Source organism: Rhizobacter sp. Root1238 (genome assembly GCF_001425825.1).
Classification (GTDB): domain Bacteria; phylum Pseudomonadota; class Gammaproteobacteria; order Burkholderiales; family Burkholderiaceae_C; genus Rhizobacter.
Genome location: NZ_LMDM01000045.1, coordinates 62,751 through 89,349 on the forward strand (window position 1 = coordinate 62,751; position 26,599 = coordinate 89,349).

General features: G+C 70.0%; 24 protein-coding genes. 17 read left to right on the top strand and 7 right to left on the bottom strand.

Features of this window, described 5'->3' with window-relative positions; translation table 11 throughout:
- Positions 1 to 32 precede the first annotated feature (32 nt).
- From ASC98_RS23335 to sixA, 4 genes are read left to right on the top strand one after another with little or no spacing between them, the layout of a single operon-like run.
- Entirely contained in the window at positions 33 to 905 is an 873-nt protein-coding gene (locus ASC98_RS23335; RefSeq protein ID WP_056814984.1) for a UDP-2,3-diacylglucosamine diphosphatase, read from the top strand.
- Positions 902 to 1,984, top strand: a complete 1,083-nt coding sequence (locus tag ASC98_RS23340; RefSeq protein ID WP_056814986.1) for a glycosyltransferase family 1 protein — start codon at positions 902 to 904, stop codon at positions 1,982 to 1,984. The genes ASC98_RS23335 and ASC98_RS23340 overlap by 4 nt, the downstream gene beginning before the upstream one ends.
- Positions 1,981 to 4,062: a polyphosphate kinase 1 gene (gene ppk1, locus ASC98_RS23345; protein ID WP_056814988.1), complete on the top strand. Its 2,082-nt coding sequence runs from the start codon at positions 1,981 to 1,983 to the stop codon at positions 4,060 to 4,062. Before ASC98_RS23340 ends, ppk1 begins: the two co-directional genes overlap by 4 nt.
- 5 nt (positions 4,063 to 4,067) lie before the next feature.
- Positions 4,068 to 4,529, top strand: a complete 462-nt coding sequence (sixA, locus tag ASC98_RS23350) for a phosphohistidine phosphatase SixA (RefSeq protein WP_056814991.1) — start codon at positions 4,068 to 4,070, stop codon at positions 4,527 to 4,529.
- A 78-nt stretch (positions 4,530 to 4,607) separates the two neighbouring features.
- Here the strand turns inward: sixA and ASC98_RS23355 are convergent, their stop codons facing one another.
- A complete protein-coding gene (locus tag ASC98_RS23355; RefSeq protein WP_056814993.1) occupies positions 4,608 to 5,126 on the bottom strand; it encodes a type III secretion system chaperone in 519 nt (172 codons plus the stop codon).
- Positions 5,127 to 5,360: 234 nt separating this feature from the next.
- On the opposite strand from ASC98_RS23355, the gene ASC98_RS23360 reads away from it, so the two are divergent.
- The 4 genes from ASC98_RS23360 to ASC98_RS23375 are packed head-to-tail and all read left to right on the top strand — an operon-like array spanning position 5,361 to position 9,997.
- The gene (locus tag ASC98_RS23360; protein ID WP_056814994.1) at positions 5,361 to 6,353 is read left to right on the top strand and encodes a cytochrome-c peroxidase; all 993 of its coding nucleotides are present in this window, start codon (positions 5,361 to 5,363) and stop codon (positions 6,351 to 6,353) included.
- Positions 6,354 to 6,376: 23 nt separating this feature from the next.
- Complete coding sequence (locus tag ASC98_RS23365) at positions 6,377 to 8,182, top strand: DAHL domain-containing protein (protein WP_157598064.1); 1,806 nt, start codon at positions 6,377 to 6,379, stop codon at positions 8,180 to 8,182.
- 47 nt (positions 8,183 to 8,229) lie between these two features.
- Positions 8,230 to 9,171 carry a response regulator gene (locus ASC98_RS23370; RefSeq protein ID WP_056814996.1) on the top strand — a complete coding sequence of 314 codons (942 nt, stop codon included), beginning with the start codon at positions 8,230 to 8,232 and terminating at the stop codon, positions 9,169 to 9,171.
- A 37-nt stretch (positions 9,172 to 9,208) separates the two neighbouring features.
- On the top strand, positions 9,209 to 9,997 hold the full coding sequence (locus tag ASC98_RS23375; protein ID WP_056814998.1) for an NUDIX domain-containing protein: 789 nt from the start codon (positions 9,209 to 9,211) through the stop codon (positions 9,995 to 9,997).
- 84 nt (positions 9,998 to 10,081) lie between these two features.
- Here ASC98_RS23375 and ASC98_RS23380 read toward each other — a convergent pair whose 3' ends face one another.
- Positions 10,082 to 11,749 (bottom strand): Na/Pi cotransporter family protein, encoded by a 1,668-nt coding sequence (locus ASC98_RS23380; RefSeq protein WP_056815000.1) that lies wholly within the window; start codon positions 11,747 to 11,749, stop codon positions 10,082 to 10,084.
- 83 nt (positions 11,750 to 11,832) lie between these two features.
- Here ASC98_RS23380 and ASC98_RS23385 point away from each other — a divergent pair, with 83 nt between their 5' ends.
- Complete coding sequence (locus tag ASC98_RS23385; protein ID WP_162249311.1) at positions 11,833 to 13,401, top strand: ABC transporter substrate-binding protein; 1,569 nt, start codon at positions 11,833 to 11,835, stop codon at positions 13,399 to 13,401.
- A gap of 119 nt (positions 13,402 to 13,520) precedes the next feature.
- Complete coding sequence (locus tag ASC98_RS23390; RefSeq protein WP_157598065.1) at positions 13,521 to 16,229, top strand: glycoside hydrolase family 76 protein; 2,709 nt, start codon at positions 13,521 to 13,523, stop codon at positions 16,227 to 16,229.
- 4 nt (positions 16,230 to 16,233) lie between these two features.
- Here ASC98_RS23390 and ASC98_RS23395 read toward each other — a convergent pair whose 3' ends face one another.
- Positions 16,234 to 17,049, bottom strand: a complete 816-nt coding sequence (locus ASC98_RS23395; RefSeq protein ID WP_056815008.1) for an IclR family transcriptional regulator — start codon at positions 17,047 to 17,049, stop codon at positions 16,234 to 16,236.
- Between the two features lie 193 nt (positions 17,050 to 17,242).
- Here ASC98_RS23395 and ASC98_RS23400 point away from each other — a divergent pair, with 193 nt between their 5' ends.
- The 6 genes from ASC98_RS23400 to ASC98_RS23425 all read left to right on the top strand — a co-directional run bounded on the left by ASC98_RS23400 (position 17,243) and on the right by ASC98_RS23425 (position 21,762).
- Entirely contained in the window at positions 17,243 to 17,596 is a 354-nt protein-coding gene (locus ASC98_RS23400) for a hypothetical protein (protein WP_056815010.1), read from the top strand.
- Positions 17,597 to 17,692: 96 nt separating this feature from the next.
- Positions 17,693 to 18,457, top strand: a complete 765-nt coding sequence (locus tag ASC98_RS23405) for an ABC transporter substrate-binding protein (protein WP_056815013.1) — start codon at positions 17,693 to 17,695, stop codon at positions 18,455 to 18,457.
- Entirely contained in the window at positions 18,457 to 19,146 is a 690-nt protein-coding gene (locus tag ASC98_RS23410) for an ABC transporter permease (protein WP_056815016.1), read from the top strand. Before ASC98_RS23405 ends, ASC98_RS23410 begins: the two co-directional genes overlap by 1 nt.
- A 10-nt stretch (positions 19,147 to 19,156) precedes the next feature.
- Positions 19,157 to 19,846 (top strand): ABC transporter permease, encoded by a 690-nt coding sequence (locus tag ASC98_RS23415; RefSeq protein ID WP_056815018.1) that lies wholly within the window; start codon positions 19,157 to 19,159, stop codon positions 19,844 to 19,846.
- Positions 19,847 to 19,864: 18 nt separating this feature from the next.
- Complete coding sequence (locus tag ASC98_RS23420) at positions 19,865 to 20,983, top strand: succinylglutamate desuccinylase/aspartoacylase family protein (protein ID WP_056815021.1); 1,119 nt, start codon at positions 19,865 to 19,867, stop codon at positions 20,981 to 20,983.
- Positions 20,983 to 21,762, top strand: a complete 780-nt coding sequence (locus tag ASC98_RS23425; RefSeq protein WP_056815024.1) for an ABC transporter ATP-binding protein — start codon at positions 20,983 to 20,985, stop codon at positions 21,760 to 21,762. The genes ASC98_RS23420 and ASC98_RS23425 overlap by 1 nt, the downstream gene beginning before the upstream one ends.
- A 17-nt stretch (positions 21,763 to 21,779) precedes the next feature.
- On the opposite strand, the gene asd is transcribed toward ASC98_RS23425, so the two are convergent.
- Positions 21,780 to 22,628 (bottom strand): archaetidylserine decarboxylase, encoded by an 849-nt coding sequence (gene asd / locus ASC98_RS23430; RefSeq protein ID WP_056815026.1) that lies wholly within the window; start codon positions 22,626 to 22,628, stop codon positions 21,780 to 21,782.
- Between the two features lie 67 nt (positions 22,629 to 22,695).
- Positions 22,696 to 23,604 (bottom strand): dienelactone hydrolase family protein, encoded by a 909-nt coding sequence (locus ASC98_RS23435; RefSeq protein WP_056815028.1) that lies wholly within the window; start codon positions 23,602 to 23,604, stop codon positions 22,696 to 22,698.
- A gap of 198 nt (positions 23,605 to 23,802) precedes the next feature.
- On the opposite strand from ASC98_RS23435, the gene ASC98_RS23440 reads away from it, so the two are divergent.
- Positions 23,803 to 24,648 (top strand): hypothetical protein, encoded by an 846-nt coding sequence (locus ASC98_RS23440; protein ID WP_056815031.1) that lies wholly within the window; start codon positions 23,803 to 23,805, stop codon positions 24,646 to 24,648.
- Between the two features lie 3 nt (positions 24,649 to 24,651).
- Here ASC98_RS23440 and ASC98_RS23445 read toward each other — a convergent pair whose 3' ends face one another.
- Positions 24,652 to 25,530: an ion transporter gene (locus tag ASC98_RS23445; RefSeq protein ID WP_056815033.1), complete on the bottom strand. Its 879-nt coding sequence runs from the start codon at positions 25,528 to 25,530 to the stop codon at positions 24,652 to 24,654.
- The gene (locus ASC98_RS23450; RefSeq protein ID WP_056815034.1) at positions 25,530 to 26,528 is read right to left on the bottom strand and encodes a Gfo/Idh/MocA family protein; all 999 of its coding nucleotides are present in this window, start codon (positions 26,526 to 26,528) and stop codon (positions 25,530 to 25,532) included. The genes ASC98_RS23445 and ASC98_RS23450 overlap by 1 nt, the downstream gene beginning before the upstream one ends.
- Positions 26,529 to 26,599: the final 71 nt, after the last annotated feature.

A 26,599-nucleotide genomic window follows, 5' to 3' on the forward strand; every position in this document is an offset into this window, starting at 1 on the left:
CGCGTCATGCCCGGCTGCGAAGCTGGGCGTCCATGCAACGAGACGCCTTTCTTCGTGCCTGGACCGTCCCGCAAGTGCCCCCGCCCGGGCCGGAGGACGAACCGACCGCGCACCGCCTGCGCTACCGCAGCGTGTGGATCTCGGACCTGCACCTGGGCACGCCCGGCTGCCGCGCCGATGCGCTGCTCGATTTCCTGCGCCACGTCGAGAGCGACACGCTGTTCCTGGTCGGCGACATCGTCGACGGCTGGCAGCTGCGGCGCCACTGGTACTGGCCGCAGTCGCACAACGACGTGGTGCAGAAGCTGCTGCGCAAGGCGCGCAAGGGCACGCGCGTCGTCTTCGTCCCCGGCAACCACGACGAGTTCGCGCGCCGCTACGTCGGGCACGAGTTCGGCGGCATCGAGGTCGCCGACGAGTGGGTGCACGAGACGGCCGACGGCCGCCGGCTGTGGATCCTGCACGGCGACCTGTTCGACGGCGTCATCCAGTGCGCCAAGTGGCTGGCTCACGTCGGCGATACGCTCTACGAGTTCACGCTGAAGCTGAACCGCCACCTCAACTCGCTGCGCGCGCGCATGGGCCTGCCGTACTGGAGCCTGTCGAAGTACCTGAAGCTGAAGGTCAAACGGGCCGTCAGCTTCATCGGCGATTTCGAGAACGCGGTCGCCCGCGAGGCGCGCCGCCGCGGCATGCACGGCGTCGTCTGCGGGCACATCCACCATGCCGAGCTGCGCGAGATCGACGGGATCACCTATGCGAACGACGGCGACTGGGTCGAGAGCCTGACCGCGCTGGTCGAGCATGCGGACGGGCGGCTCGAGATCATCGACTGGGCGCAGCAGCTGCGCGACCGCGAGTCGCAGGCGGCGGCGACCGCGCCCGCCGTCGCGGAGGCCGCATGAGGATCCTGCTGGTCACCGATGCGTGGAAGCCGCAGGTCAACGGCGTCGTCACGACGCTGGTCGAGCTGCAGCAGGGGCTGACCGCGCTCGGCCACGAGGTGCTGATGATCGAGCCGTCGGGCTTCAAGCGCTTCGCCTGCCCGGGCTACCGCGAGATCGAACTCGCGTGGCGGCCGGGGCGCGAGGTGGCACGGCGCATCGACGATGCCGCGCTGCACGATGGTGGCATCGATGCGATCCACATCGCGACCGAAGGCCCGCTCGGCGGCGCCGCGCGTGCGCACTGCATCCGGCGCGGGCTGGCGTTCACGACGGCGTTCCACACCCGCTTCCCCGAGATCCTGGCGCGGGCGCTGCACCTGCCGGAGCGCTGGGGCTATGCCTGGTTCCGCCGCTTCCATGCGAAGTCGAGCGGCATCATGGTGCCGACCGCCGGCATGTTCGACATCCTGCAGGCCTACGGCTTCACGCCGCTGCGGCGCTGGTCGCATGGTGTCGACCTGGGGCTGTTCGAGCCGGTGCCGGGCGCCGACCTCGGGTTGCCGCGGCCGGTGTTCCTGCATGTCGGCCGGCTCAGCTACGAGAAGAACCTGGAGGCCTTCCTCGACCTCGACCTGCCGGGCTCGAAGATCGTCTACGGCGTCGGGCCGCTGCAGGAGCGGCTGCAGCGCGAGTACCCGCAGGTGCACTGGCGCGGCGTGGTCGACCGCAGCGAGCTGGCGCGCATCTACAGCGCGGCCGACGTGTTCGTGTTCCCCGGCCGCTCCGAAACCTTCGGGCTGGTGATGCTGGAGGCGCTGGCCTGCGGCACGCCGGTCGCCGCCTACCCGGTGGCCGGGCCGCTGGACGTGGTCGCGCCGCAGCGAGACGGGCGCGATGGCGGCGTATTGCACGACGATCTGCGCACGGCAGCGCTGCAGGCGCTGGAGATCCCGCGCGATCGGGCCCGCGAACGCGCGCTGCAGTTCGGCTGGGAGCCGGTGTGCCGCGAGTTCCTCGGCCACCTGGTGCCCGCCACGCCGGGCGCTGACAGGGCTGTCACGAAACCGACGCAAAACCTTCATAAACTCGTCGGATGACCCCGCCGCCCGCCGCTTCGCCGGCACCGCTGATGCCGGCGCTGCTGAACCGTGAAAGCGCCATCCTGGAGTTCAACCGCCGCGTGCTCGCCCAGGCCCGGCGCGACGATGTGCCGCTGCTGGAGCGGCTGCGCTACATCTGCATCGTGTCGTCCAACATGGACGAGTTCTTCGAGGTGCGCTTCGCCGACTACATCGAGGCGGTGCGCCAGCCCGGCGCCGGCGTCTCGGCGCGCGACCTCGCGACGGTGGCCGCCGAGGCCCACCTGCTGATCGACGACCAGTACCGCTGCTTCAACGACGAGGTGATGCCGGCGCTGAAGCAGCAGGGCATCCAGATCCTGAACCACAGCGACCGCAACGAGGCCCAGCGCCGCTGGGTCGACGCCTTCTTCCAGCGCCAGGTGCGCCCGCTGCTGGTGCCGGTGGGGCTGGATCCGTCGCACCCGTTCCCGCAGGTCGCGAACAAGTCACTGAACTTCATCGTGCGGCTGGGCGGCAAGGACGCCTTCGGGCGCGAGAACACGATCGCGATCGTCAAGGTGCCGCGCGTGCTGCCGCGCGTGATCCGGCTGCCGGACGACATCGCCGGCGGCGGCCAGGCCTTCGTGCTGCTGACCAGCGTGATCCGCGCCCACCTGGCCGAGCTGTTCCCCGGCCGCGAGGTCGAGGCGTTCTCGCAGTTCCGGCTGACGCGCGATTCCGATCTGGCCGTCGACGAGGAGGACGTCGCCAACCTGCGCCAGGCGCTGCGCTCGGGGCTGACGACGCGCCACTTCGGCCAGGCGGTGCGGCTGGAGGTGGTGAACACCTGCCCGCCGGAGCTGTCGGAATTCCTGCTGTTGCAGTTCGCGTTGCCGCAGGCGGCGCTGTACCACGTGAACGGGCCGGTGAACCTGGTGCGGCTGAACGCGCTGATCGACGGTGCCGATGCGCCGGCGCTGCGCTTCGCGCAGCACGATGCGCCGTGGCCGGCCGGGCTGTCGCGCGACCATTCGATCCTCGAGCGGCTGCGCCATGGCGATGTGCTGATGCACCACCCGTTCGAATCGTTCGAGCCGGTGGTGCAGTTCCTGCGCGAAGCGGTCGAAGACCCCGACGTGCTCGCGATCAAGCAGACGATCTACCGCACCGGCAGCGAGTCGCCGCTGATGGACCTGCTGATCGATGCGGCGCGGCGCGGCAAGGAGGTGATGGCCGTCGTCGAGCTGAAGGCGCGCTTCGACGAAGAGGCGAACATCAACTGGGCCGAGCGGCTGGAGGCTGTCGGCGCGCAGGTGGTGTACGGCATCGTCGGGCTGAAGACGCACGCGAAGCTGCTGCTGGTGACCCGGCGCGAAGAGGGCCGGTTGCGGCGCTACGGCCACCTGTCGACCGGCAACTACAACCCGAAGACCGCGCGGCTGTACACCGACGTCGGCTGCCTGACGGCCGATGCCGAGATGACCGCCGACATCGACGCGGTGTTCCAGCAGCTCGCGAGCCTGGGCAAGATGCGGCCGCTGCGCCAGCTGCTGCAGGCGCCGTTCACGCTGCACAAGCAGATGCTCGCGCACATCCACCAGGTGGCCGACGCGGCGCGAGCGGGGCGGCCGGCGCGCATCGTCGTGAAGATCAATGCGCTGACCGATGTGCCGCTGATCGAGGCGCTGGTCGCTGCCGGCCAGGCCGGCGCCGACATCGACCTGATCGTGCGCGGCGCCTGCATGCTGCCGCCGGGCATCCCGGGCCGCACCGACCGCATCCGCGTGCGCTCGGTGGTCGGCCGGCTGCTGGAGCATTCGCGGGTGCTGTACTTCCGCTGGGGCGAGGGCGAGGCGGACGAGGCCTTGTTCATGTCGAGCGCCGACTGGATGGGGCGCAACATGTTCCGCCGCATCGAGGTGGCCTGGCCGGTGCGCAGCGCCGCGTTGCGCCAGCGCGTCATCGACGAATGCCTGGTGCCCTACCTGCACGACCGCCAGGACGCGTGGTCCCTGCAGTCGGACGGCAGCTACCAGCGCATCGGCACCGAAGGCCCGAGCGCGCAGCAGGCACTGATGCGGCTGATGACGGCGAAGCCATCCGGAGCGGGGTGATCGACATGGACCTGATCCTGTGGCGCCATGCGGAAGCGCACGTGTTGCGCGACGGCCAGGGCGACCTCGAGCGTGCGTTGACGCCGAAGGGCGAGCGCCAGGCGCAGCGCATGGCCGAATGGCTGAACCAGCGGCTCGCGCATTCGACGCGCATCCTGGTCAGCCCGGCGATGCGCACGCAGCAGACCGCGAAGGCGCTCGACAAATCGTTCAAGACCGTGCCGGCGCTGGCGCCCGAGGCCACGGCAGAGGCGGTGCTGAAGGCCGCGCGCTGGCCCGATGCGACCGAGCCGGTGCTGATGATCGGCCACCAGCCGACGCTGGGCCAGGTGGCGGCGCTGCTGTTGAGCGGCCAGCCGCAGGCCTGGTCGATCAAGAAGGGCGCGGTGTGGTGGTTCCGGCGGCGCGACCGCGAAGGTGTCGTCGACACCGTGCTGCAAGCGGTGCAGGCGCCGGACTGCCTGTAGCGCAGCGTCAGGGCCTGCGGAGCAGCGCCTCCGAGATGTTTCTGCGGTTTCTGCTGCGCGGTGACAGCCGACGCTGCGTCACAGCATCAGCTGCAGCTCCAGTTCCAGCGGGTCCATCGACGGGAACTCGCTGACCTCGATCACTTCGGCGTTCTCGACATCGGGCCCGGCCGCGATCATCGCGGCGAGCCGGGTCAGGTCGTCGAGGAACCGCTTGAGCCAGTTCGCGAACTTCGCATCGTCGAGTTGCGCGACCGGCGCACTCGCCAGCTGCAGCACGCTGCCGGTCGATTCATGCCAGCGCAGCGCCGACGTGAAGCCTTCGGCATCGGTGAGGTCGGTGCGGTCGGTGCTGGCGTGCCAGTGGCCTTCGCCGTGCCGCTCGGGCAGGTGATCTCGGAGGTGCTCCAGGCCGAAGGGCATCGTGCCGGCGTCGGCGAACAGGTGGATGCGGGATTCGTCGGGCTCGTGCAGCAGGCTCACGACGTACTTGCCGTCGGCCACCAGCTGCAGGTGGCCTTCGCCGTCGAACTCGAAGTGCGCGCCGTCGACGCGACGCGCGAAGCCGTCCGCCAGGTTCTTCAGGATGTTGCTCATGGATCGATGGTCGTGCCGAGGGATTCGGTGCCGACTGAGTGGCTTGACGGCGCCGCGGGTTCCCATGGCGTTGCGATGCATCCGTACCGGTGATGGGCGTTTCAGCGCAGTTGGCAGTTGTTGACCTTTTGGGTGGACGACCTGTGCGGCAATTCCTTACGTCACGTGACAACCTGCGCCGATAGTCGTCGGGTGCAGTGACGCATCACGCACACAACGATTGATGAGGTCCTCATGCCCTGGTTGGATGCCGAAAAAATTGCCACCGTTGTTCTCGCCGCCGCGCTCGGCGGTTTCGCTGCAGGACAAGCGTGGGCGCAGGTCGACGAGCCGATCCGGCCGATCCCGCTCGATGTCCGGCTCGATGCACGCAAGGTGGCGCTCGGCGACCGCCTGTTCCACGACAAGCGCCTGTCCGGCGACGACACCATCGCCTGCGCGAGCTGCCATTCGCTGGAGCGCGGCGGCGTCGACGGCCGCGTCAGCGCGGTCGGCATCGGGGGCGCGGTGGGCCCGATCAACGTGCCCACGGTGCTGAACAGCGGCTTCAACTTCCGCCAGTTCTGGGACGGCCGCGCGGCGTCGCTGGAGGAGCAGGCGGCCGGCCCGGTCCACAACCCGAAGGAAATGGGCAGCAACTGGTCGCAGGTGATCGAGAAGCTGTCGCGCGACAAGAGCCTGGTGTCGGCCTTCGGCGAGTCGTACCGCGACGGGCTGAAGCCGCGCAACATCCAGGACGCGATCGCGGTGTTCGAGCGCTCGCTCACGACGCCGAATGCGCGCTTCGACAAGTACCTGCGCGGCGACACGACGGCGCTGCACCGCGACGAACTGCAAGGCTACCGGCTGTTCAAGAGCTACGGTTGCGTGGCCTGCCACCAGGGCGTGAACGTCGGCGGCAACATGTTCCAGGTGTTCGGCGTGATGGGCGACTACTTCGCCGGCCGCGGCGAGCCGACCGGCGCCGACATGGGTCGCTACAACGTGACGCACAACGAGGCGGACCGGCACATGTTCAAGGTCCCCAGCCTGCGCAACGTCGCACTGACGGCGCCGTACTTCCACGACGGCTCGGCCCGCACGCTCGACGATGCGGTGGACACGATGTTCCGCTACCAGCTCGGCCGACCCGCCCCGCAGCAGGACAAGGCACTGATCGTGAAGTTCCTGTACACGCTCACCGGCGAGCTTCGCGGCCGCTCGCTCGAGCCCCGCATCCAACCTTGAACGAGCGAGCTCCCATGATCACGATGAACAAGAGAACCTGGGTGAACCTGCTGGTCGGCACCGGGCTGGCCCTGGTGCTGGCGCTGCTGGTGGACAAGACCTCGGATGTGGACCACGCCGAATACGGCGAGATCAGCTCGCTGCTGCGCCAGCTCAAACAGATCGATGCCGAATGGAATGTCGACGTGCTGCGCTCGAAGACCGGCCTGAACACGAGCTACGACCCGGTCGCGAGCCCGTTGCCGGTGATCGAATCGCTCGACGACCTGCTGCGCAGCAAGACCAACCTGTTCTGGAGCGGTCGCGGCGACAGCGGCGCGCGCATCGTGCCGCTGCTCGACAACTACCGGCAGCTGATGGCGTCCAAGGTCGAGCTGATCGACCGCTTCAAGTCACAGCATTCGATCCTGCGCAACTCGACCCGCTACCTGCCGTCGGCGGCCGCCGAGGTGCTGGCCGCGGGGCCGGCCGCCGAACGCGACGGGCTGATCCAGGCGGTCGACCGCGTGCTGGTCGACACGCTCGTCTACACCGACACGCCCGACGCCGGCGTGGTCGCCCGTGTCGACGACAGCATCGCCCACCTGCGCAAGCTGGCCAAGGCGCTGCCGGACGCCACGGCCGAGCGCATGGCGGGTTATGCGGCCCATGCCGAGACGGTGGTGCGCCAGCAGCAGCTGGGCGACAGGCTGCTGAAGCAGCTGGCGGTGCTGCCGACGGCGCGCGCGCTGGACGAGCTGGCCGACATGAATGCGCTGGAGCACGAGAAGCTGCTGGTCTCGCAGCAGACCTGGCGCTGGGTGCTGGTGGCCTATTCGGCCGCGCTGCTGGTCGCACTCGGCTGGTTCGCGTGGCGCCTCGTCGCCAGCTACCGCCTGCTGGCCCGCGTCAACCTGGAGCTGACGCGCAGCCACGACGAACTGAAGGAGTCGCAGGTCCACCTGGTGCAGTCCGAGAAGATGTCGGCCCTCGGGCAGATGGTGGCCGGCATCGCCCACGAGATCAACACGCCGCTCGCGTACGTCAAGGGCACGTTCGAGGTGCTGCGCGAGCAGGTCGTGCCGGTGGCGCAGCTGGCGGCCAACAGCGTGCAGTTCGCGCAGATGCTGCACCTGCCGAACGAACAGCGCGACTGCGCGCAGTTGCAGACGGTGGCGCACCAGTTCGACAAGTCCACACGCGAGGTCTCCGGCAGCCGCGTGATGGACGAGATGGGGCAGTTGCTGGCCGACGGCATCCACGGCATCGAGCAGATCTCGGAGATCGTCACGAACCTGAAGAACTTCAGCCGGCTCGACCGCGCGAAGGTCAGCGAGTTCGCGGTGCACGAGGGCTTGGAGAGCACGCTGCTGCTCGCGCGCAACCTGCTGAAGAACACGGTCGAGATCCGCCGCGAGCTGGCCTTCGACCTGCCGAAGATCCAGTGCTCGCCGTCGCAGATCAACCAGGTGTTCCTGAACATCATCACGAACGCGGTGCATGCGATGCCGGCGGAGCGCGCCGAGCCCGGCGTGATCACGCTGCGCACCGCGCGCGAGGGCGACGACATGGTGCGCATCGAGATCCAGGACAACGGCAGCGGGATCCCGGCGAACGTGCTGCCGAAGATCTTCGACCCGTTCTACACGACCAAGCCGATCGGCAAGGGCACCGGCATGGGCCTGTCGATCTCGTTCAAGATCATCCAGGAGCACGGCGGCAAGATCCTCGTCGACACCGAGCCCGGTGTCGGCACCGTGTTCTCGATCCTGCTGCCGCTGGGCCCGCGCGAGCCCGAAAGATCCGACAAGGCCGACAAGGCCGACAAGCCGGTCCTGCTGGCCGCCTGATCCCCGCGACCGACCCCACCTGCCAACCCACCGACGGAGCCCGCCACGTGACAGCCCCGCAGAAAGCCCGCATCCTGTTCGTCGACGACGAAGAACGCATCATCAACCTGCTGCGCGTGATGTTTCGCAACACCTACGAGGTGTTCACCGCGTCGAGCGGCGCGCAGGCGCTGGAGATCCTGCGCCACGAGCCCATCGACGTGATCGTCAGCGACCAGCGCATGCCCGGCATGACCGGTGTGCAGCTGCTGGCCAAGGTGTGCCAGCAGTGGCCGCACACGGTGCGCGTGCTGTTGACCGGCTACGCCGACCAGGAGGCCATCCTCGGCTCGGTCAACGACGGCCAGATCTTTCGCTACCTGACCAAGCCCTGGGACCAGGACGCGATCCGCACGACGCTGGCGGACGCGGCCGAGGTCGGCCAGATGCAATCGCGACCGGCCCCGATCGTCACGCCGCCGGGTTCCGCGGGCCGCGCCGCGGCGGCGCCGGTGGCCGGCGTGCTGCTGCTCGACGACAGCGAAGACGACTGCGCGCTGGTCCGGCAGGCGCTCGGCGCGGAGCTCACGGTGTACCGGGCCGACAGCGTCGCCGGCGCGTTGCAACTGCTGGCGCGCCACGCCATCGGGGTGATGGTGTGCGAAGCGCGCGTCGGCGGCGCCGACACCGGCCAGCTGCTGCACGCGTTGAAGACCCATTTCCCGGCGCTGATCACCGTGATGCTGACGGACCACACCGATGCGGACGAGGTCGTGCGGTTGATCAACCAGGCACGCATCTACCGCTTCGCCAGCAAGCCGATCCGTCCGGCGGTGCTGAGCCTCGCGGTATCGGCGGCGATGAAGGAGCACCTGCGCTGCCTGGGCGACTCCCGCCATGTCGCGCTGCACCGCACGGTGCGCGCTTCGGGGCTCGACACGCCGGTCCCGACCGGCATCCTGCAGGGGCTGAAGGCGATGACCGCGCGCTGGCGGCTGTTCTCGGCTTGACCGGGGCGGCGCCGGAGCCGATACCATCGCAGCCACGATGGACGACACACCCGACTGGCTGCACCACCTCCACACCCTGGCCGACCAGCCCCCGCAGACGCTGCGCGAGCGGCTGTGGCTGCAGGCCACCGACGCGGTGATCGGCTCGATCGAGCCGCTGCTCGCCCGCCACATGGAACAAGCCGACCTGCCGGTGCGCCCGCGTGCCGGCGGCTGGCAGGTCGAGGGTCCGCCGGACGCGGCGCTGGCGGTGATTGCCCACTGGCTGCACGAGCACGGCCTGGGCGGCGCCTGGCGCGACGAGCTGCTGGCGGTGACGAACGAGCACGACGAGCGGCAGGCGCTGATCGAACGTGCGGCGGTGCGCCCGCTGGGCATCGCGACGGTCGCGGTGCACCTGGTGGGTCACACCGGCGACGGCCGCGTGTGGGTGCAGCAACGGGCGTTCGACAAGGCGACCGACCCCGGCCAGTGGGACACGCTGTCCGGCGGCATGCTGTCGGCGAGCGAGACGGTGGCGTCCGCGCTGCACCGCGAGACCTGGGAGGAAGCCGGGCTCGAAGTGGCGACGATGCGCAACGTGCGCGCGCTCGGCCACCAGCGGGTGCGCCGCCCGGTCGACGGCAACGGGTACATGGTCGAGCGCATCGAGATGTTCGAGGGCGAGGTGCTGCCCGGCATCGATCCCGACAACCAGGATGGCGAGGTCGAAGGCTTCGACTGCGTGCCGGCCGAACAACTGCTCGAGAGCCTGAAGGCCGGCGTCTTCACGCTCGAGGCGGCCCTGGTGCACGCCCACTGGCTCAAACGGCACGGCTATTTCTGACGGGCGGGCCGAGCGCCGGGCCGTCCCAAGCCGGCCCGCATCCCCGCGGGGGATCGGCCGGCGTACCCGCCGACCGAGGGGTCGTCATGACTCGTCGGAAGACAGCGCCGACAGCTGCGAATGCCGGATCCGCGTCTGCGACAGCGCGCCGGCCGATTCGAGGATCGGGTACGCGATCGAGCAGATGTGCGAGTTGATGCGCTTCAGGTCGCTGATCAGGTCGATGTGCAGCGAGCTGGTCTCGATGCTCTGCGCGGTGTTCTCCTGCAGCCGCACGATGTGGCTCGCGGCGTACTCGTGCTCCAGGTCGCGGAAGCGCGCCTTTTCTTCCAGCAGCCGCTTCGCGTCGCGCACGTGGCCGTCGAGGAACACGCTCATGCCCAGCCGCAGGTTGGCCATCAGCCGTTCGTGCAGGTGCACGATCTCGGCCATGCCGGCGTCGGAGAAGCTGCGGTTCTTGCGCACCTTCTTGTCCTCGATGTCCTGCAGCACGCGCTCGATGATGTCGCCGATCTGCTCCATGTTGATCGTGAACGAGACGATGTCGGTCCAGCGCCGGCTCTCGCGCTCGGACAGCGCCGCCCGCGAGATCTGCGTCAGGTAGAACTTGATCGCCGAGTACAGCTCGTCGACCACGTCGTCCATCTTGCGGAGCTGCTCGGCCAGCGCCAGGTCGTTGTAGCGGATCACCGGCAGGATGCCGCGCAGCATCGTCTCGACCACGTCGGCCTGGTGCAGCGCCTCGCGCGCGGCGCAGGCGATCGCGACCGACGGCGAGCTCAGCGCCAGCGGGTCGAGGTGGCGCGGCCGGTCGGTGCCGAGCGCGCGCGGCTGCGGCAGGTATTTGTCGAGCAGGCGACCGACCAGCGGCGTGAACGGGATGAAGAGCACCGAGCGGGCGATGTTGAACGCGAGGTGGAACACCACCACCTGCTGCAGCACGGTCGGCACGACTTCCTGCAGCAGCACGTGGGCCTGCGGCAGCAGCGGAATCATCGCGAGGCAGCCGACCAGCTTGAACAGGAAGTTGCCGAGCGGCATGCGGCGTGCCTGCACCGAGCCGCGCGCGGTCGCCAGCAGCGGCAACGCGCCGGTGCCGAGGTTGGCGCCGAGCACCAGGCCGAGCGCGACCGGCGCCGGCAGCAGCCCGGCATTCGCCAGCATCGCGACCAGCAGCACGGTGGCGAGGCTGGAGTACGAGACGACCGCCAGTACCGCGCCGATCGTGATCTCGAGCATCACGTCGTTCGGCAGGCTGACCAGCATCGCGCGCACCGCCGGCGAGCGCGTCAGCGGCTCGGTGGCGGCGACGATCAGCTGCAGCGCGAGCGTGATCAGCCCGAGGCCGATGACGACGCGCCCGACGCGGCCGATGCCGCGGTCCTCCTGCGACAGGAACATCACGACGCCGGCGAAGATCAGCAGCGGCGACACCCACGACAGGTCGAACGACAGCAGCACCGACATCAGCGCGGTGCCGATGTCGGCGCCCAGCATCACGGCCAGCGCGGCGCCGGTGTCCATCAGGCCCTTGCCGACGAACGAGGTGACGATCAGGCTGGTGGCGGTGCTCGACTGCACCAGCGCGGTGACGCCGACGCCGGCCAGCAGCGCGACGATGCGGCTGCGCACGCTGCGCGAGATCACGGCCCGCAGGTTCTCGCCGAACACCCGCAGCATGCCGACCCGCACGATGTGCGTGCCCCAGACGAGCAGGGAGATGGCGGCGAGCAGGTTCAGCAGGTGTTGCATGTGGTGAGGTTGTAACCCAATTTCAGGCCCGCCTTTGCGATCATGCAGGCATCCAACTGCGGGGGAGGTTCATGAAGCGGCACATGAAGCGGTGGCGGGGGATGGTGGTGGCACTGTGGATGGGGTGCGCGGCAGCGTCGGCATCCGCGGCCGGCCTGAAGGTGGCCAGCGGCTTCGATCCGCAGACGATGGACCCGCATGCGCTCGCGCTGCTGTACCACTCGCGGGTCATCACGCAGGTGTACGAGTCGCTGGTCGGGCGCGACGAGCAGTTCCGGCTGGAGCCGGCGCTTGCGTTGTCGTGGCAGGCGCTGAACGACCGCAGCTGGCGCTTCCGGCTGCGACCGGGCGTGCTGTTCCACGACGGCGCACCGATGACCGCCGACGACGTGGTCTTCTCGGTCGACCGGGCGCGCCAGCCGCCGTCGCAGCGCGCCTTCCAGCTCGGCGCGGTGGCCGAGGTGCGCAAGGTCGACGGGCTGACGGTCGACTTCGTGTTGAGTTCGCCCGACGCGGTGTTCCCGGAGAAACTTCCCTTCATCGGCATCATGAGCAAGGCCTGGGCCAGCCGGCATGGCGTCGAGCGCTCGCAGGACTTCAACGGCAAGCAGGAGACCTTCGCGGTGCGCAATGCCAATGGCACCGGGCCGTTCCGGCTGGAGCGCTACGAGCCGGATGTGCGCGTGGTGCTGAAGGCCAACGAGCGCTGGTGGGGCCGCGGCGACAAGCGCAACGGCAACCTCGACGAGGTGAGCTTCCTGCCGATCCGCCAGGAGGCGACGCGGCTGGCGGCGCTGAGCTCCGGCGAGGTCGACCTGGTGCTGGACCCGCCGTTCCAGGACGTCGCACGCCTGAAGGCCGACCCGGGCCTGACGGTGCTGCAGGTCGCCGACCTGGGCCAGCAGTACCTCGCGTTCGACCAGTCGCGCGAGCAGTTGCTCGACGCCGACGTGAAGGGCCGCAACCCCTTCAAGGACCGGCGGGTGCGCCAGGCGGTCTACCAGGCGATCAACGTCGACCTGATCGTCGGCAAGGTGCTGCGCGGACAGGGCACGCCGACCGGGGCCTTCCTGTCGCCGCTGGTCGATGGCTCGCTGGCCGAGCTGGACAGGCGACTGCCCTACGACCCGGCGGCTGCGAAGAAGCTGCTCGCGCAGGCCGGCTACCCGGACGGCTTCGCGGTGACGCTCGACTGCGTGAACATCGCGTGGCGCGAGAACGTCTGCCAGGCCGCGACCGCGATGCTGGCGCAGGTGGGCATCCGCACGACGCTGCGCTCGTCGGCGACCAACCAGTTCTTCCCGAAGCTGAGCCAGGCGACCGGCAGCTTCGTCGAGTTCGGCTGGACGCCGACCACCGACGCCTGGGCCACGCTGAACGCGCTGTTCCACAGCTTCGGCAAGGGCGGCGCGGGCACCTTCAACGTCGGCCGCTACAGCAACCCGGCGCTCGACACGCTGATCGACGGCATCCGCGTCGAGCCCGACCTGATGCGCCGGCGCGCGATGGTCGGCGTCGCGCTGAGGTTGATCGGCGAAGACCTGCCCTACGTGCCGCTGTACCGGCGCACGCTGAGCTGGGCGATGCAGAAGAAGGTGAAGGCGGTGCAGTGGCCGGACGACATCGTCGCGCTGCGCTGGGTCCGCAACTAGGGGCTACACCTCGACACCGATGTCACCTGCGCCGGGCTGGTGCGATGGAATGAGTGTTCTACATTGTTTTTAAAGTAGAACATTTTTTCCATCGTGGCCGCCGGTTCCAGGAGACTCCCTTGAAGACTTCCCTCTCATGGCTCGCGCTGGTCGCGGCCTCTGCGTTGACGGCTGCCTGCGGCGGTGCGGACGATGCTGCGGGCCCGGATGCGGCGGCAGCGGCCGCGGTGGTCGATGAGCTCGAATCCGCCGCGGCCGTCGCCGCCACGCCGCCCACCACGTTGATGCTGCTCGGCGATTCGATCACCTACGGCTACGACGGCAAGGGCACGCAGGGCGGCTACCGCCTGCCGCTCTACAACGCGCTGCGTGCCGACGGGCTGAACGTCGACTTCGTCGGCTCTCAGTCCGACGGGCCGGCGGCGCTGGCCGACAGGAACCATGAAGGCCACTCCGGCTGGCGCATCGGCGGCATCGCCGGCTCGGTCGACGGCTGGCTGGGGACCTACAAGCCGCAGGTCATCGCGCTGATGATCGGCACCAACGACGTGGTGTTCAACGACGACCTCGCCAACGCGCCGGCCCGTCTCGGCCGCCTGATCGACCAGATCACCGCGAAGCTGCCCGACAGCCGGCTGCTGGTGTCGTCGATCACGCCCGAGAGCGATGCCGCGCTGAACGCCAAGGTGAAGGCCTACAACGCGGCGATCCCGGCGCTCGTGCGGCAGAAGGCCGCGGCCGGCCGCAAGGTCGGCTTCGTCGACATGAACGCCTCGGTCGCGCCTGCCAACCTGTTCGACGGCACGCACCCCGACGCCACCGGCTACGGCAGGATGGCGCAGGTCTGGCGCAACGCGTTGCTGCCGGTGCTGCGCGCCGGCACGGCGAGCCTGCCGCTGAACACCACCAAGTCGTTCCAGGTCACGACCGCCGGCCTCACGGCGCAGGTGATGCGCCATGACGCGGGCCTGGGCGTCACCGGCCCGGTCAACACCGGCAGCTCGGCGCTCCAGAAGCAGCAGGCCACCTTCCGCATCGTGCGCGGCCTGGCGAACCCGGCCTGCTATTCGCTGCAGTCGCTCACCGCGCCGCTCGGCTACCTGCGGCACGCCAACTCGCGCCTGCGGCTGGACACCGTCGACAACAGCGAGCTGTTCAGGCAGGACGCCACCTGGTGCGCACGGCCGGGCGTGTCCGGCCAGGGCGTGTCGCTGGAGTCGTTCAACTTCCCGGGCCGCTTCATCCGGCATTTCAACGACCAGCTGTGGCTGGCGTCGGGCGCCGACCTGAACGGCTTCGACGGCGCCGGGCCGTTCGCCGACGACGTCAGCTGGAAGCTGCAGCAGCCGCTCGCGCCCAACGTGGCGACCGGCGGCAGCGCCGAGGCGCGCGACGATGCGGCGATGGCGCAGCTGCTGACGAGCTTCAACGTGCGCACCAACGGCTGGACCAAGGGCCCGACGCTCGACGCGATCATCAACGCCTACGAACGCACCGGCGACCCGAAGTACCGCACGCTGATCGACCAGTCGCTGCAGTACGGCCGCGGCTGGCGCTCCGGCGATTCCAGCAAGGTCTACCACGACGATTCCGGCTGGTATGCCAATGCCTGGCTGCGCGCCTACGACGTGACCGGCGACGAGGCCTTCCTGGTCGAGGCGAAGGCGATCTTCAGCGACATGTCCAAGGCCTGGGACGGCACCTGCGGCGGTGGCCTGTGGTGGACCTCCGAGAAGACCTACAAGAACGCGATCACCAACGAGCTGTTCCTGCTGGCGGCCGCGCGGCTCGCGCGCCGCGCGCCGAACGGCACCGGCCCGGGCAGCTACCAGGACTGGGCGTTGAAGGAGTTCGACTGGTTCGTCAACCGCAGCGGCATGATCAACGCGCAAGGCCTGGTCAACGACGGGCTGACGACCGCCACCTGCAGGAACAACGGGCAGGCGACCTGGTCGTACAACCAGGGCGTGATCCTCGGCGGGCTGACGGAGCTGTGGCGGCTGAACGGCGACCGCGGCTACCTGGCGCATGCCGAGCGCATCGCCGAGGCGACGATCTCGCGCATGGCCTATGCGGACGGCGTGCTGCGCGACGCCTGCGATCCGAACGGCTGCGGCGGCGATGCGCTGATCTTCAAGGGCATGTTCGCGCAGGGCCTGGCCCGGCTGTACAACGCCGACCGCGGCAACAAGCCGCAGTACGGCGAGTACCTGGGCCTGAACGCCGACAGCGTGTGGGACCACAGCCGCAACGCGCAGAACGGGCTGGGCGTGAACTGGGCCGGGCCGGTCGGCACGCCGACGCCGTCGTCGCAGGCGGCCGGTGCGCTGCTGCTCGGCAGCATCGCGCTGCTGAACGCCGGCGGCGAGACCAGCGAGCCGCTGAAGCCGAAACCGGGCGCGCTGAGCGGCCCCCACACGCTGCTGCCGCGCAGCTCGCCCGGCATGGCGCTGGACGACTTCGGCGGCAGCACGCAGGCCGGCAACCGCATCGTGATCTGGGGCATCAACGGCACCGGCGCGCAGTCGTGGGTGCTGTCGACCGACGGCGTGTCGCCGGCCGGCCACTACCGGATCGCGCTGGCGGCGGGTGCGCACTGCCTGACCTCGGGCGCGGCCAGCGGGTCGGCCGCGACGCTGCAGCCGTGCAGCGGCGCGTCGACGCAGGCCTGGAAGGCGGTCGCCGCGAGCGGCGGCGGCAGCAGCTTCAGCCCGGCGAGCAACCCGGCGCTGTGCCTGGACGTCGCGTCGTCGGGCACCGCTGCCGGCACGACGGTGCAGTCCTGGAGCTGCAACGGCACCGCGGCGCAGCAATGGGAGCTGCGCTGAGGCCTCAGGTCTTCATCTGCAGCAGCCGCGAGATCGTGTCCGCCGCCTCCAGCAGCTTCGGCAGGAAGGCCTCCAGCATGTGGGCCGGCGGCGTGCGGTTGACCTGGCCGCTGATGTTCAGCGCGGCGATCGAGCGGCCGGAACGGTCGCGGATCGGCGCCGACATCGACACCAGCCCTTCCTCCAGCTCCTGGCTGACGAGGCTCCAGCCCTGGCGCCGCACCTGGGCGATCAGCCCCTTCAGGCGCTGCGGGTCGGTCTCGGTGTGCGGCGTGCGGGCCGAGAGCGTCATCGCGTCGATGCGCTGGTCGAGCTCGTCGGGCGGCAGCCCGGCCAGCAGCGTGCGGCCCATCGACGTGCAATAGGCCGGCAGCCGGCTGCCGATGCCCAGGTTGATGCTCATGATCTTGTGCGTCGGCACGCGCAGCACGTAGACGATGTCGGCGCCTTCGAGCACCGCCGCCGAGCTCGATTCCTTCACCTGCTCGACCAGCGCCTCCATCACCGGCTCGGCCAGGTTCCACAGCGGCAGCGACGACAGGTAGGCGAAGCCGAGGTCGAGGATCTTCGGCGTCAGCCGGAACTGCCGGCCCTGGCTCTCGACATAGCCCAGGCCTTCCAGCGTCAGCAGGATGCGGCGCGCGCCGGCGCGTGTCAGGCCGGTGCGCTGCGCGACCTCGCTGAGCGTCTGCTGCGGCGCCTTCGCGCTGAACGAGCGGATGACGCTCAGGCCGCGTGCGAACGACTGCACGTAGGTGTCGCCGGGGCGGGGTTTGTCGGCGGGCGGGACAGCGGGGGAGGCGTCGTCGGGCGAGGTCATCGGCGCAGTCTAGCGCCGGCTTTCGCGCGCTTGGCCGGCGCTCGGCATGAGATCGATTGCGACCGCAGATGTCGTGCGCGTCGCGCGGTGTGGCATCAGGGTTTCACCGGGTAAAGGCGCTGCGGCCCGGGGAACGGCAGGCGGCGCGGGGCGACCCAACCCGTACCCCTCACGCCTTGCGAAAGGATGTTCCATGAGACCCCTCCTGATCCTCGCCGTCGCTGCCCTTGCCACGCAGGGTGCCGCCTTTGCCGCAGCCACCGGCCGCGAGACCGCCCCCGACGCCGCCTGGGCCGAGCGCATGCGGCTGATCGGCCGCACGCCCGAGCCCGGCGAGCAGGCCGTGCCGCTGCCGCCCGACACGCTGGCGCAGAGTGCTGCCGAGCGCCGGCAGGACTATGTGGAGCGCATGGCGCTGATCGGCCGTACGCCCGGTCCGGCCGAGGTGGCCGCCGCGACGACGGCGCCGGGCCACCCGATGCTGGCCGCGGCACCGAGCTTCGACGAACGGATGAAGCTGATCGGCCGCAGCCCTTGGTCGCAGTGACGGTGGGGCCGGGAAACCCGGCACCGGAACCGGCCTCGGGGCGCGGTATGGTTCGGGACTTGCAACGCGGTCCCGTCCCCTACCGGAGCCCCCCTGATGAAACGATTCCTCCCGCTGCTGCTGTGGTTCGCCGCGCTCGGTGCGCAGGCGCTTGACCTGTCGAAGCTGCGCATCGGCGTCGAAGGCGCCTACCCGCCGTTCAGCACCATCGCCCCCGACGGCACGCTGCAGGGCTTCGACATCGACATCGCCAACGCGCTATGCACCGAGATGAAGGCCCGCTGCACCTTGGTGCAGCAGGAGTTCGACGGGCTGATCCCGTCGCTGCAGTCGCGCAAGTTCGACCTGATCGTCGCGTCGATGGCGATCACGCCCGAGCGGCTGAAGGTGGTCGCGTTCACCGACAAGTACTACAACAGCGCGAACAAGCTGATCGCGAAGATCGGCTCGCCGATCGACGGCACGCCCGAGCGCTTCAAGGGCCTTCGCATCGGCGTGCAGCGCACCACGATCAACGACCGCTACGTCACGGCCAAGTTCACCACCGCGACCATCGTGCGCTATGCGAGCCAGGACGAGGTCTACCTCGACCTCGCGGCCGGCCGCGTCGACGCGACGATGGTTGACGGCATCGCCGGCGACGTCGGCTTCCTGAAGACGCCGGCCGGCAAGGGCTTCGGCTTCGTCGGGCCCGACTACCGCGACCCGGAGTACTTCGGCGCCGGTGCCGGCATCGCGCTGCGCAAGGGCGACACCGAGCTGCGAGACCGGCTGAACGCCGCGATCAAGGCGATCCGCGCCAACGGCACCTACCAGAAGCTCGCGTCGAAGTACTTCAACTACGACATCTACGGCCAGTGATGCTGCACGGCTACCTGCCGAGCCTGATCGAGGGCCTGCGGCTGACGCTGGGCGTCGCGCTCGCGTCGCTGGCCGTCGCGGTGCTGCTCGGGCTGGCAGGCGCTGCGGCCAAGCTGTCGCATTCGGCGTTCTGGCGGCGCAGCGCGACCGTCTACACCACGCTGATCCGCGGCGTGCCCGACCTGGTGCTGATGCTGCTGATCTTCTACGGCGGGCAGCTCGCGGTGAACGAGATCGCGCCGCACCTGGGCATCGACGACGCCATCGACATCGATCCGTTCGTCGCCGGCGTGGCCACGCTCGGCTTCATCTTCGGCGCCTACCTGACCGAGACCTTCCGCGGCGCGATCCTCGCGATCCCGCACGGGCAGGCGGAGGCGGGGCTGGCCTTCGGCATGACGCCGGCGCAGGTGTTCCGGCGCATCCTGCTGCCGCAGATGCTGCGGCTCGCGCTGCCCGGCTTCGCGAACAACTGGCTGGTGCTGGTGAAGTCGACGGCGCTGGTGTCGGTGATCGGGCTGACCGACATGATGCAGAAGGCCGGCCAGGCCGCCGGCGCGACGCGCGAGCCGTTCACGTTCTACCTGGCCGCGGCGGCGGGCTACCTGCTGATCACGTCGCTGTCGGTCGTCGTGCTGCGCGCGCTGGAGAAGCGCTGGTCTGCCGGCGTGAAGGCCGTGCTGCTTTGAAGGAAGCGCGATGAGCTTCGACGCCATCGTCGACAACCTGCCGCTGTACCTGTCGGGCGCGTGGACGACGCTGCGGCTGCTGGCGATGTCGCTGGCGCTCGGCCTGCTGGCCGCGATCCCGCTCGGCGTGATGCGCGTGTCGAGCCGGCGCCGCTGGTGGCTGCCGGTGGCGTGCTTCACCTTCGTGGTCCGTGGCACGCCGCTGCTGGTGCAGCTGTTCCTGCTGTACTACGGCCTCGCGCAGTTCGAGTCGGTGCGGGCCAGCCTGCTGTGGCCGCTGCTGTCGAGTGCCTGGTTCTGCGCGGTGGCGGCGTTCGCGATCAACACCTGCGCGTACACCACCGAGATCATCGCCGGTGCGATCCGCGCGACGCCGGCGGGCGAGGTCGACGCGGCGCGCAGTGTCGGCATGCCGTGGACGCTGATGGTGCGGCGCATCCTGCTGCCGTCGGCGCTGCGGCGCGCGCTGCCGGCCTACGGCAACGAGGTGGTGCTGATGCTGCATGCCACCTCGCTGGCCAGCATCGTCACGCTGCTCGACCTGACCGGCGCCGCGCGCGACGTCAACTCGCGCTTCTTCCTGCCGTTCCCGGCCTTCGTCACCGCGGCGCTGTTCTACCTCGCCATCACCTTCGCGCTGGTGGCGCTGTTCCGGCGCGCCGAAGCCCGCTGGACGCGCCACCTGCGTCCCCGCTCCTGAAACCTTGCCGATCCTCCGATGCAAACCCGACACCACCCGCTGAGCGGCGCTTCGCTGCTGACCCGACGCGAGATCGTCAGCTTCCACTACGGCCCGCAGGACAGCGGCCGCAAGGTCTACGTCCAGGCCTCGCTGCATGCCGACGAGCTGCCCGGCATGCTGGTCGCGCACCACCTGCGCCTGCGGCTCGCGCAACTGGAGAGCGAAGGCCGGCTGCGCGCCGAGGTTGTCGTCGTGCCGGTGGCCAACCCGATCGGGCTCGGCCAGTCGCTGCTGCGCATGCCGATCGGGCGCTTCGAGCTCGGCAGCGGCGAGAACTTCAACCGGCACTACCCGGCCTTGTTCGAGCCGGTGCGCGCGCGCATCGATGCGACGCTCGGCGAGGACCCGGTCGCCAACGCGCGGCTGGTGCGCGAGGCGCTGCGCGACGCGGTGCGCGCGCTGCCCGAGACCCACGAGCTGATGAGCCAGCGCAAGACGCTGATGGCGCTGGCCTGCGATGCCGACGTGGTGCTCGACCTGCATTGCGACAGCGAGGCGGTCGCGCACCTCTACACCGCGACGCCGCTGTGGCCCGAGGTCGAGCCGCTGACCCGCTGCCTGGGTGCGCAGGCCTCGCTGCTGGCGCTGGAGTCGGGTGACAACCCGTTCGACGAGGCCTGCTCGCAGACCTGGTGGCAGCTCGCGGCGCATTTCGGCGAGACGCGCCCGGTGCCGCTCGGCTGCCTGTCGGTCACGGTGGAGCTGCGCGGCGAATCCAGCGTGACGCACCCGCAGGCGTCGGCCGATGCGGCCGCGCTGATCGACTTCCTGGCGCTGCGCGGCCTGGTCGACGGCCCGACGCCGACGATGCCGCCGCTGCTGTTCCCCGCCACGCCCTTGTCGGGCACCGAGGTGGTGTCGGCGCCGGCGAGCGGCGTGGTCGCCTACCACCGCGAGCCGGGCGACGTGGTGCGCGCCGGCGACCTGATCGCCGACGTGATCGACCCGATCAGCGGCGAGGTGCACCCGCTGCACACCCGCGTCGACGGCCTGTTCTTCGCGCGCGACCGCGTGCGCTACGCCATGGCGGGCCGCCCGCTGTTCAAGGTCGCGGGCGCGACGCCGGTGCGCAGCGGCAAGCTGTCGAGCGATTGATGACGGCCCTGCGGACCGAGCAGCTGCGGGTCGAGGACCTGCACAAGAAGTTCGGCGATACCGAGGTGCTGAAGGGCGTCTCGCTGGCCGCGGGCCAGGGCGACGTGATCAGCATCGTCGGCTCGTCGGGCTCGGGCAAGAGCACGTTGCTGCGCTGCATCAACCTGCTGGAGTCGCCCGATGCCGGCCGCATCACGCTGTCCGGCGAGACGATCGCGCTGAAGCCGGGGCGCGACGGCCGGCTGCGGGCCGTCGACGCGAAGCAGCTGCAGCGCCTGCGCAGCCGGCTCGCGATGGTGTTCCAGCACTTCAACCTGTGGGCGCACATGACCGCGCTCGAGAACGTGATCGAGGCGCCCATCCACGTGCTGGGCGTGCCGAAGGCGCAGGCGGTGGAGCGCGCCGAGGCGCTGCTCGCGCGCGTCGGCGTGCTGCACCGCCAGGGCCTCTACCCGTCGCAGCTGTCGGGCGGCGAGCAGCAGCGCGTCGCGATCGCGCGGGCGCTCGCGATGGAGCCGCAGGTGATGCTGTTCGACGAGCCGACCTCGGCGCTCGACCCCGAGCTGGTCGGCGAGGTGCTGAAGGTGATGCGCGAACTGGCCGGCGAGGGGCGCACGATGATCGTCGTCACCCACGAGATGGCGTTCGCGGCCGAGGTGTCGCGCCACGTGATGTTCCTGCACCAGGGCGTGGTCGAGGAAGAGGGCGACCCGCGCGAGGTGCTGGTGCGCCCGCGCAGCGAGCGGCTGCAGCGGTTCCTGGCCGGCAGCCTGAAGTGATCGCGTGACGCGGCCGGTCAGCCGCTGGTGTTCGCCATCGCCTCGCCGAGGCGGATCGCGCCGCCCGGCGCCCACGCCGGATTGAAGGCCAGCGGCCCGGCGGGAAACAGCATCACCACGGTGGAGCCGAGCAGGAAACGGCCCATTTCGGCGCCTTGCTTCAGCTCCTGCGGCTCGATCTCGTAGCGCCAGTCGCGAACCTGGCCGGTGCGCGTCGGGTTGACGACGCCGTGCCAGACCGTCGCCATGCTGCCGACGATGGTGGCGCCCACGAGCACCAGCACGAACGGCCCGGCGGCCGATTCGAACACGCAGACGACCCGCTCGTTGCGCGCGAACAGCCCCGGCACCCCGCGCGCGGTCGTCGGGTTGACCGAGAACAGCGCACCGGGCACGTGGATCATGCGCACGATGCGGCCGTCGCGCGGCATGTGGATGCGGTGGTAGTCGCGCGGGCTGAGGTACAGCGTCGCGAAGTGGCCGTCGTCGAAACGCCTGGCCAGCGCTGCATCGCCGCCGACCAGCGCGGTCGTGCTGTACTGGTGTCCCTTGGCCTGGAAGATCTGGTCGCGCTCGATGCGGCCGAACTGGCTGATCGCGCCGTCCACCGGGCAGATCAGGTCGGCCTTCGCGATCGGACGTGCGTCCGGTTTCAGCGCCCGCGTGAAGAACTCGTTGAAGGTGGCGTAGCTCTCGATGTCGGGCCGCGCCGCCTCGCTCATGTCGACGCCGTAGCGCTTGACGAACCAGCGGATCAGCCGCGTCGTCGACGGGCCGGCGCTGGCCGACGCGATGCGCCCGGCCAGCAGCGTCAGCGCTTGCTTGGGAAGAAGGTACTGCGGCAGGACTGAGAAGCGATCCGACACGATGGGGGGCGCGAGGCTGGGCGAAGCTGCGCAGTGTAGCGACGCCGCCGCGCGCGCCCCCCGGGGATCATCCCGCAGTGCGCAGCTGGGTGTTGAAGAACGCGATCGTGCGCGTCCAGGCCTGCTTCGCGGCCGCCTCGTCGTAGCGCGGCGTGGTGTCGTTGTTGAAGCCGTGCTGCGTGCCGGGGTACTTGTAGGCGTCGAACTTCACCTTCGCGGCCTTCAGTGCCGCCTCGTACGGCGGCCAGGCAGCGTTGATGCGCTCGTCCTTGTCGGCGAAGAACAGCAGCAGCGGCGCCTTGATGCCGGCCACCTTGTCGAGCGCCGGCGCGTTGCCGTAGAACGGCACGCCGGCCGCCAGCTCGGGCACGCGCGTGGCCAGCGTGTTGACGACCCCGCCCCCATAGCAGAAGCCGACGGCGCCGAGCTTGCCGTTGCCCAGCGGGTGCGCGCGCAGGTAGTTGGCGGCGGCCACGAAGTCTTCTTCCGTCTTGGCCTGGTCGAGCTTGGCGAACAGCTCGCGCGCCTTGTCCTCGTCGCCGGGGTAGCCGCCGAGCGGGAACAGCGCGTCCGGCGCGAACGCGATGAAGTTCTCGAGCGCGAGGCGGCGGGCGATGTCCTCGATGTGCGGGTTCAGCCCGCGGTTCTCGTGTACCACCAGCACCAGCGGCAGCTTGCCGGAGACGCGTGCCGGCTTGACGAGGTAGCCGCGCACCTTGCCGTAGCCGAGCGGCGACGGGATCTCGACCGATTCGGCCGAGATGCGCGGGTCGGTCTTCGGCACCTGTTCGGCGGCGGCGAACTTCGGGCTCAGCGCCTCCAGCAGGCCGACGGCCGTCAGTCCGCCGACGGCGTACTTGCGGGCGCCGTCGAGGAACCCGCGGCGGTCGATCTGGCCGTGCACGTACTTGTCGAACAGGCGCAGCACCTCGGGGTCGAAGTCGTTCGCGGTCTGGCGGGGCTTGTCGTGGGCCATCGGTGTTCCTCGCTGATCGGGGGGGAAACGGGTTGAACGGGCTGAGCCGTGCAGTGGAGTCGCAAACGACGTGCCTGTCATCCTGCCGGGCGATTGCCAACGTACAGAACTCAGGTTTTCGGGCGCATGTCGCACGCGTGAACGCCGGCCTGCCCGCGCCGCCCGCAGAATGCGCGATCTCCGCTACCGCCGCGCCCCGTGATCCCCTACGACCCCAGCCGCAACGCCCTGTACGCGCCCGAGCGGGCCCCCACGCTGTTCGCGCCCGGCGCGCCGCCGACGCTGCTGCAGCTGACCACCGAGGCGTCGCGCCTGGCCTATGTGCGCGCCGAGGGCTCGAAGGCCGAGGCCGACCGGCTGGCCGCCGCGCTGGCGCGGGCCGGGTTCGAGGCGCCGCGGCTGTTCGTCGACGCGGCCAGCGGCTCGCAGGCCTTCGGTGCGCTGCGCCCGGCCGACGGGCTGGTGCTGGTGGCCTTCCGCGGCACGCAGCCCGACGAACTCGCCGACCTGGCGACTGACCTGAACGCGCTGACGACACCGTGGTCCGAAGCCGCCGGCCGGGTGCACGTCGGCTTTGCCGGCGCGGCGCGCACGCTGCTGCCGCGCATCGGTCATTGGCTGGATGGCGACGCGAAGCCGCGCAACGGGCTGCTGCTGACCGGCCACAGCCTGGGCGCGGCCCTGGCGACCCTCGCGGCCTCGGTGTGGCCCGAAGGCCGGCTGGTGACGCTCGGCTCGCCGCGGGTCGGCGATGCGGCCTTTGCCGCCGGGCTGCGCAATCCGCAGCGCATCCGGCTCGTCAACTGCTGCGACCTGGTCACCGACCTGCCGCCGAGCCTGAGCGCCTACACGCACGTGACGCCGGCCAGCTACATCACGAGCGGCGGCGAGCTGGTCGAACGGCCCGATGCGACGCAGGTCGACGACGACCGCATGCGCGCCCGCACCACCTACTTCGGCGAGCACGCCGGCAAGCCCGGCGCCGTGCTGCTGCGCGACCTGGCGGACCATGCGCCGATCAACTATGCGCGGGCGTTTTTCTGAACCTCAGGCGCGGGTGTCGGGCAGCGCGGCACCGCAATCGCTGCAATAGCGCGCGCTGGCGGCATGCCCCTCGGTCAGGCAGGCCGGGCAGGTGCGCGTGGTGGGCGCCGGCTGCCCCCGAAAGCGCAGCGCGGTGAATTCGGCGCTGACGATGCCGGTGGGCACCGCGAGCGTGCCCCAACCGACCAGCATCATGAACGACGCGATGAAGCGGCCGAGCCCGGTCTTCGGCGTGATGTCGCCGAAGCCGACGGTGGTCATCGTCGAGATCGCCCAGTAGACCGACACCGGGATGTTGTCGAAGCCGTTGCCCGGCCCTTCGACCGCATACATCAGGCTGCCCATCACGAGGGTCACCAGCAGCACGAAGCTCAGGAACACCAGGATCTTGCGGCGGCTGGCCATCAGCGCTTCGCCGAGCGCGCGGTATTCGGCGATGTAGGCGGCCAGCTTCAGGATCCGGAACAGCCGCAGCAGGCGCAGCGCGCGCACGTCGATCAGCGCATGCAGGCCGGGCACCACCAGCGCGGCCCAGGTGGGCAGCACCGCCAGCAGGTCGATGATGCCGAACACGCTGCCGGCGTAGCGGCCGGGCCGCTGCACGCAGGCGAGCCGCGCCAGGTACTCGAGGCTGAACAGCACGGTGAACACCCATTCGAGCACCGAGAAGACTCCGCCCCAGCGCGCGTGCACCGACGCGAAGCTGTCGAGCATCACGACGGCGACGCTCGCGAGGATCAGCCACACCAGCACCAGGTCGAACAGCCGGCCGCTGCGCGTGTCGGCCTCGAAGATCACCGTGAACAGCCGCAAGCGCCAGCCGGTGGGCGGGCGGCCGAAGCGCTCGGCGGGCTCGGCCGGGGCAGCGGGTGGCACCGGCATCAGACGGCTTCCCAGCGCTCGCTGCGTTCGGAGCGGAACAGCGCGTCGATCACCCGCATGTTGGTGATCGCATCGTCGACGCCGTAGGGCAGCGCGATCTCGCCGCGCACCGCGCGCGAGAACGCATCGCCCTGCAGCGTGTACTGGTCGGCCTCGGGCAGCGTCTCGGTCTCGACGGCCGAGCCGTCGAGCGCGCGGCCGGCGTCGATGAAGATCTTCGTGCGGCCGCCGAGCGGCGCATTGAACGGGATCTGGATCTCGATGCGGCCGGTGGTGCCGACCACCTGCACGCGCTGGTACGGCACGCTTTGCGTCGACACCGTGAAGTCGAGGTGGCGGCCGCCGCCGAAGTCGGCGAGCGCGCTGCAGCTGCGGTCGGTGTGGAAGTTCGGGTCGCGGTCGACCAGCGCGATCACGCGTTTCGGATCGGCTTCGAACATGAAGCGGCCGGCGACGATCGCGTAGCAGCCGATGTCGTACAGCGCGCCGCCGCCGATGTCGGGCATGTTGCGGATGTTGGCCGGGTCGTCGTTGAAGTACGAGAAGAACACCTGCACCTGGCGCACGGTGCCGATGCGGCCGGCGCGCAGCAGCTCGCGCACGCGCAGCCACTGCGGGTGGTAGCGCACCATGAAGGCCTCGCTGATGAGCACCTTGTCGGCGACGGTGCGCAGCTCGGCCGCTTCTTGCGCGGTGATGGACACCGGCTTCTCGCACAGCACGTGCTTGCCGGCGCGGGCGGCCTGCAGCGTCAGCGGGATGTGCAGGTGGTTGGGCAGCGGGTTGTAGACGGCCTCGATCTCGGGGTCGGCGAGCATCTCTTCGTACGAACCGTAGGCCTTCGCCAACCCGAGCTTGTCGGCCGCCCGCTGCGCCGGTTCGAGCGAGCGCGACGCGATGCCGCGCACCTCGCAGAAGGCGCTCTTCTGCAATCCGGGGATGACCTTCTCGATGCCGATCTTCGCGGTGCTGAGAACACCCCACACGACCTTCTTCATGTTGCCTCCGGGAATTGATGCCGGCCGACACTGTAGTCCGGCCGGAGCTTCCGTGGAATCCGGCGGGGGAT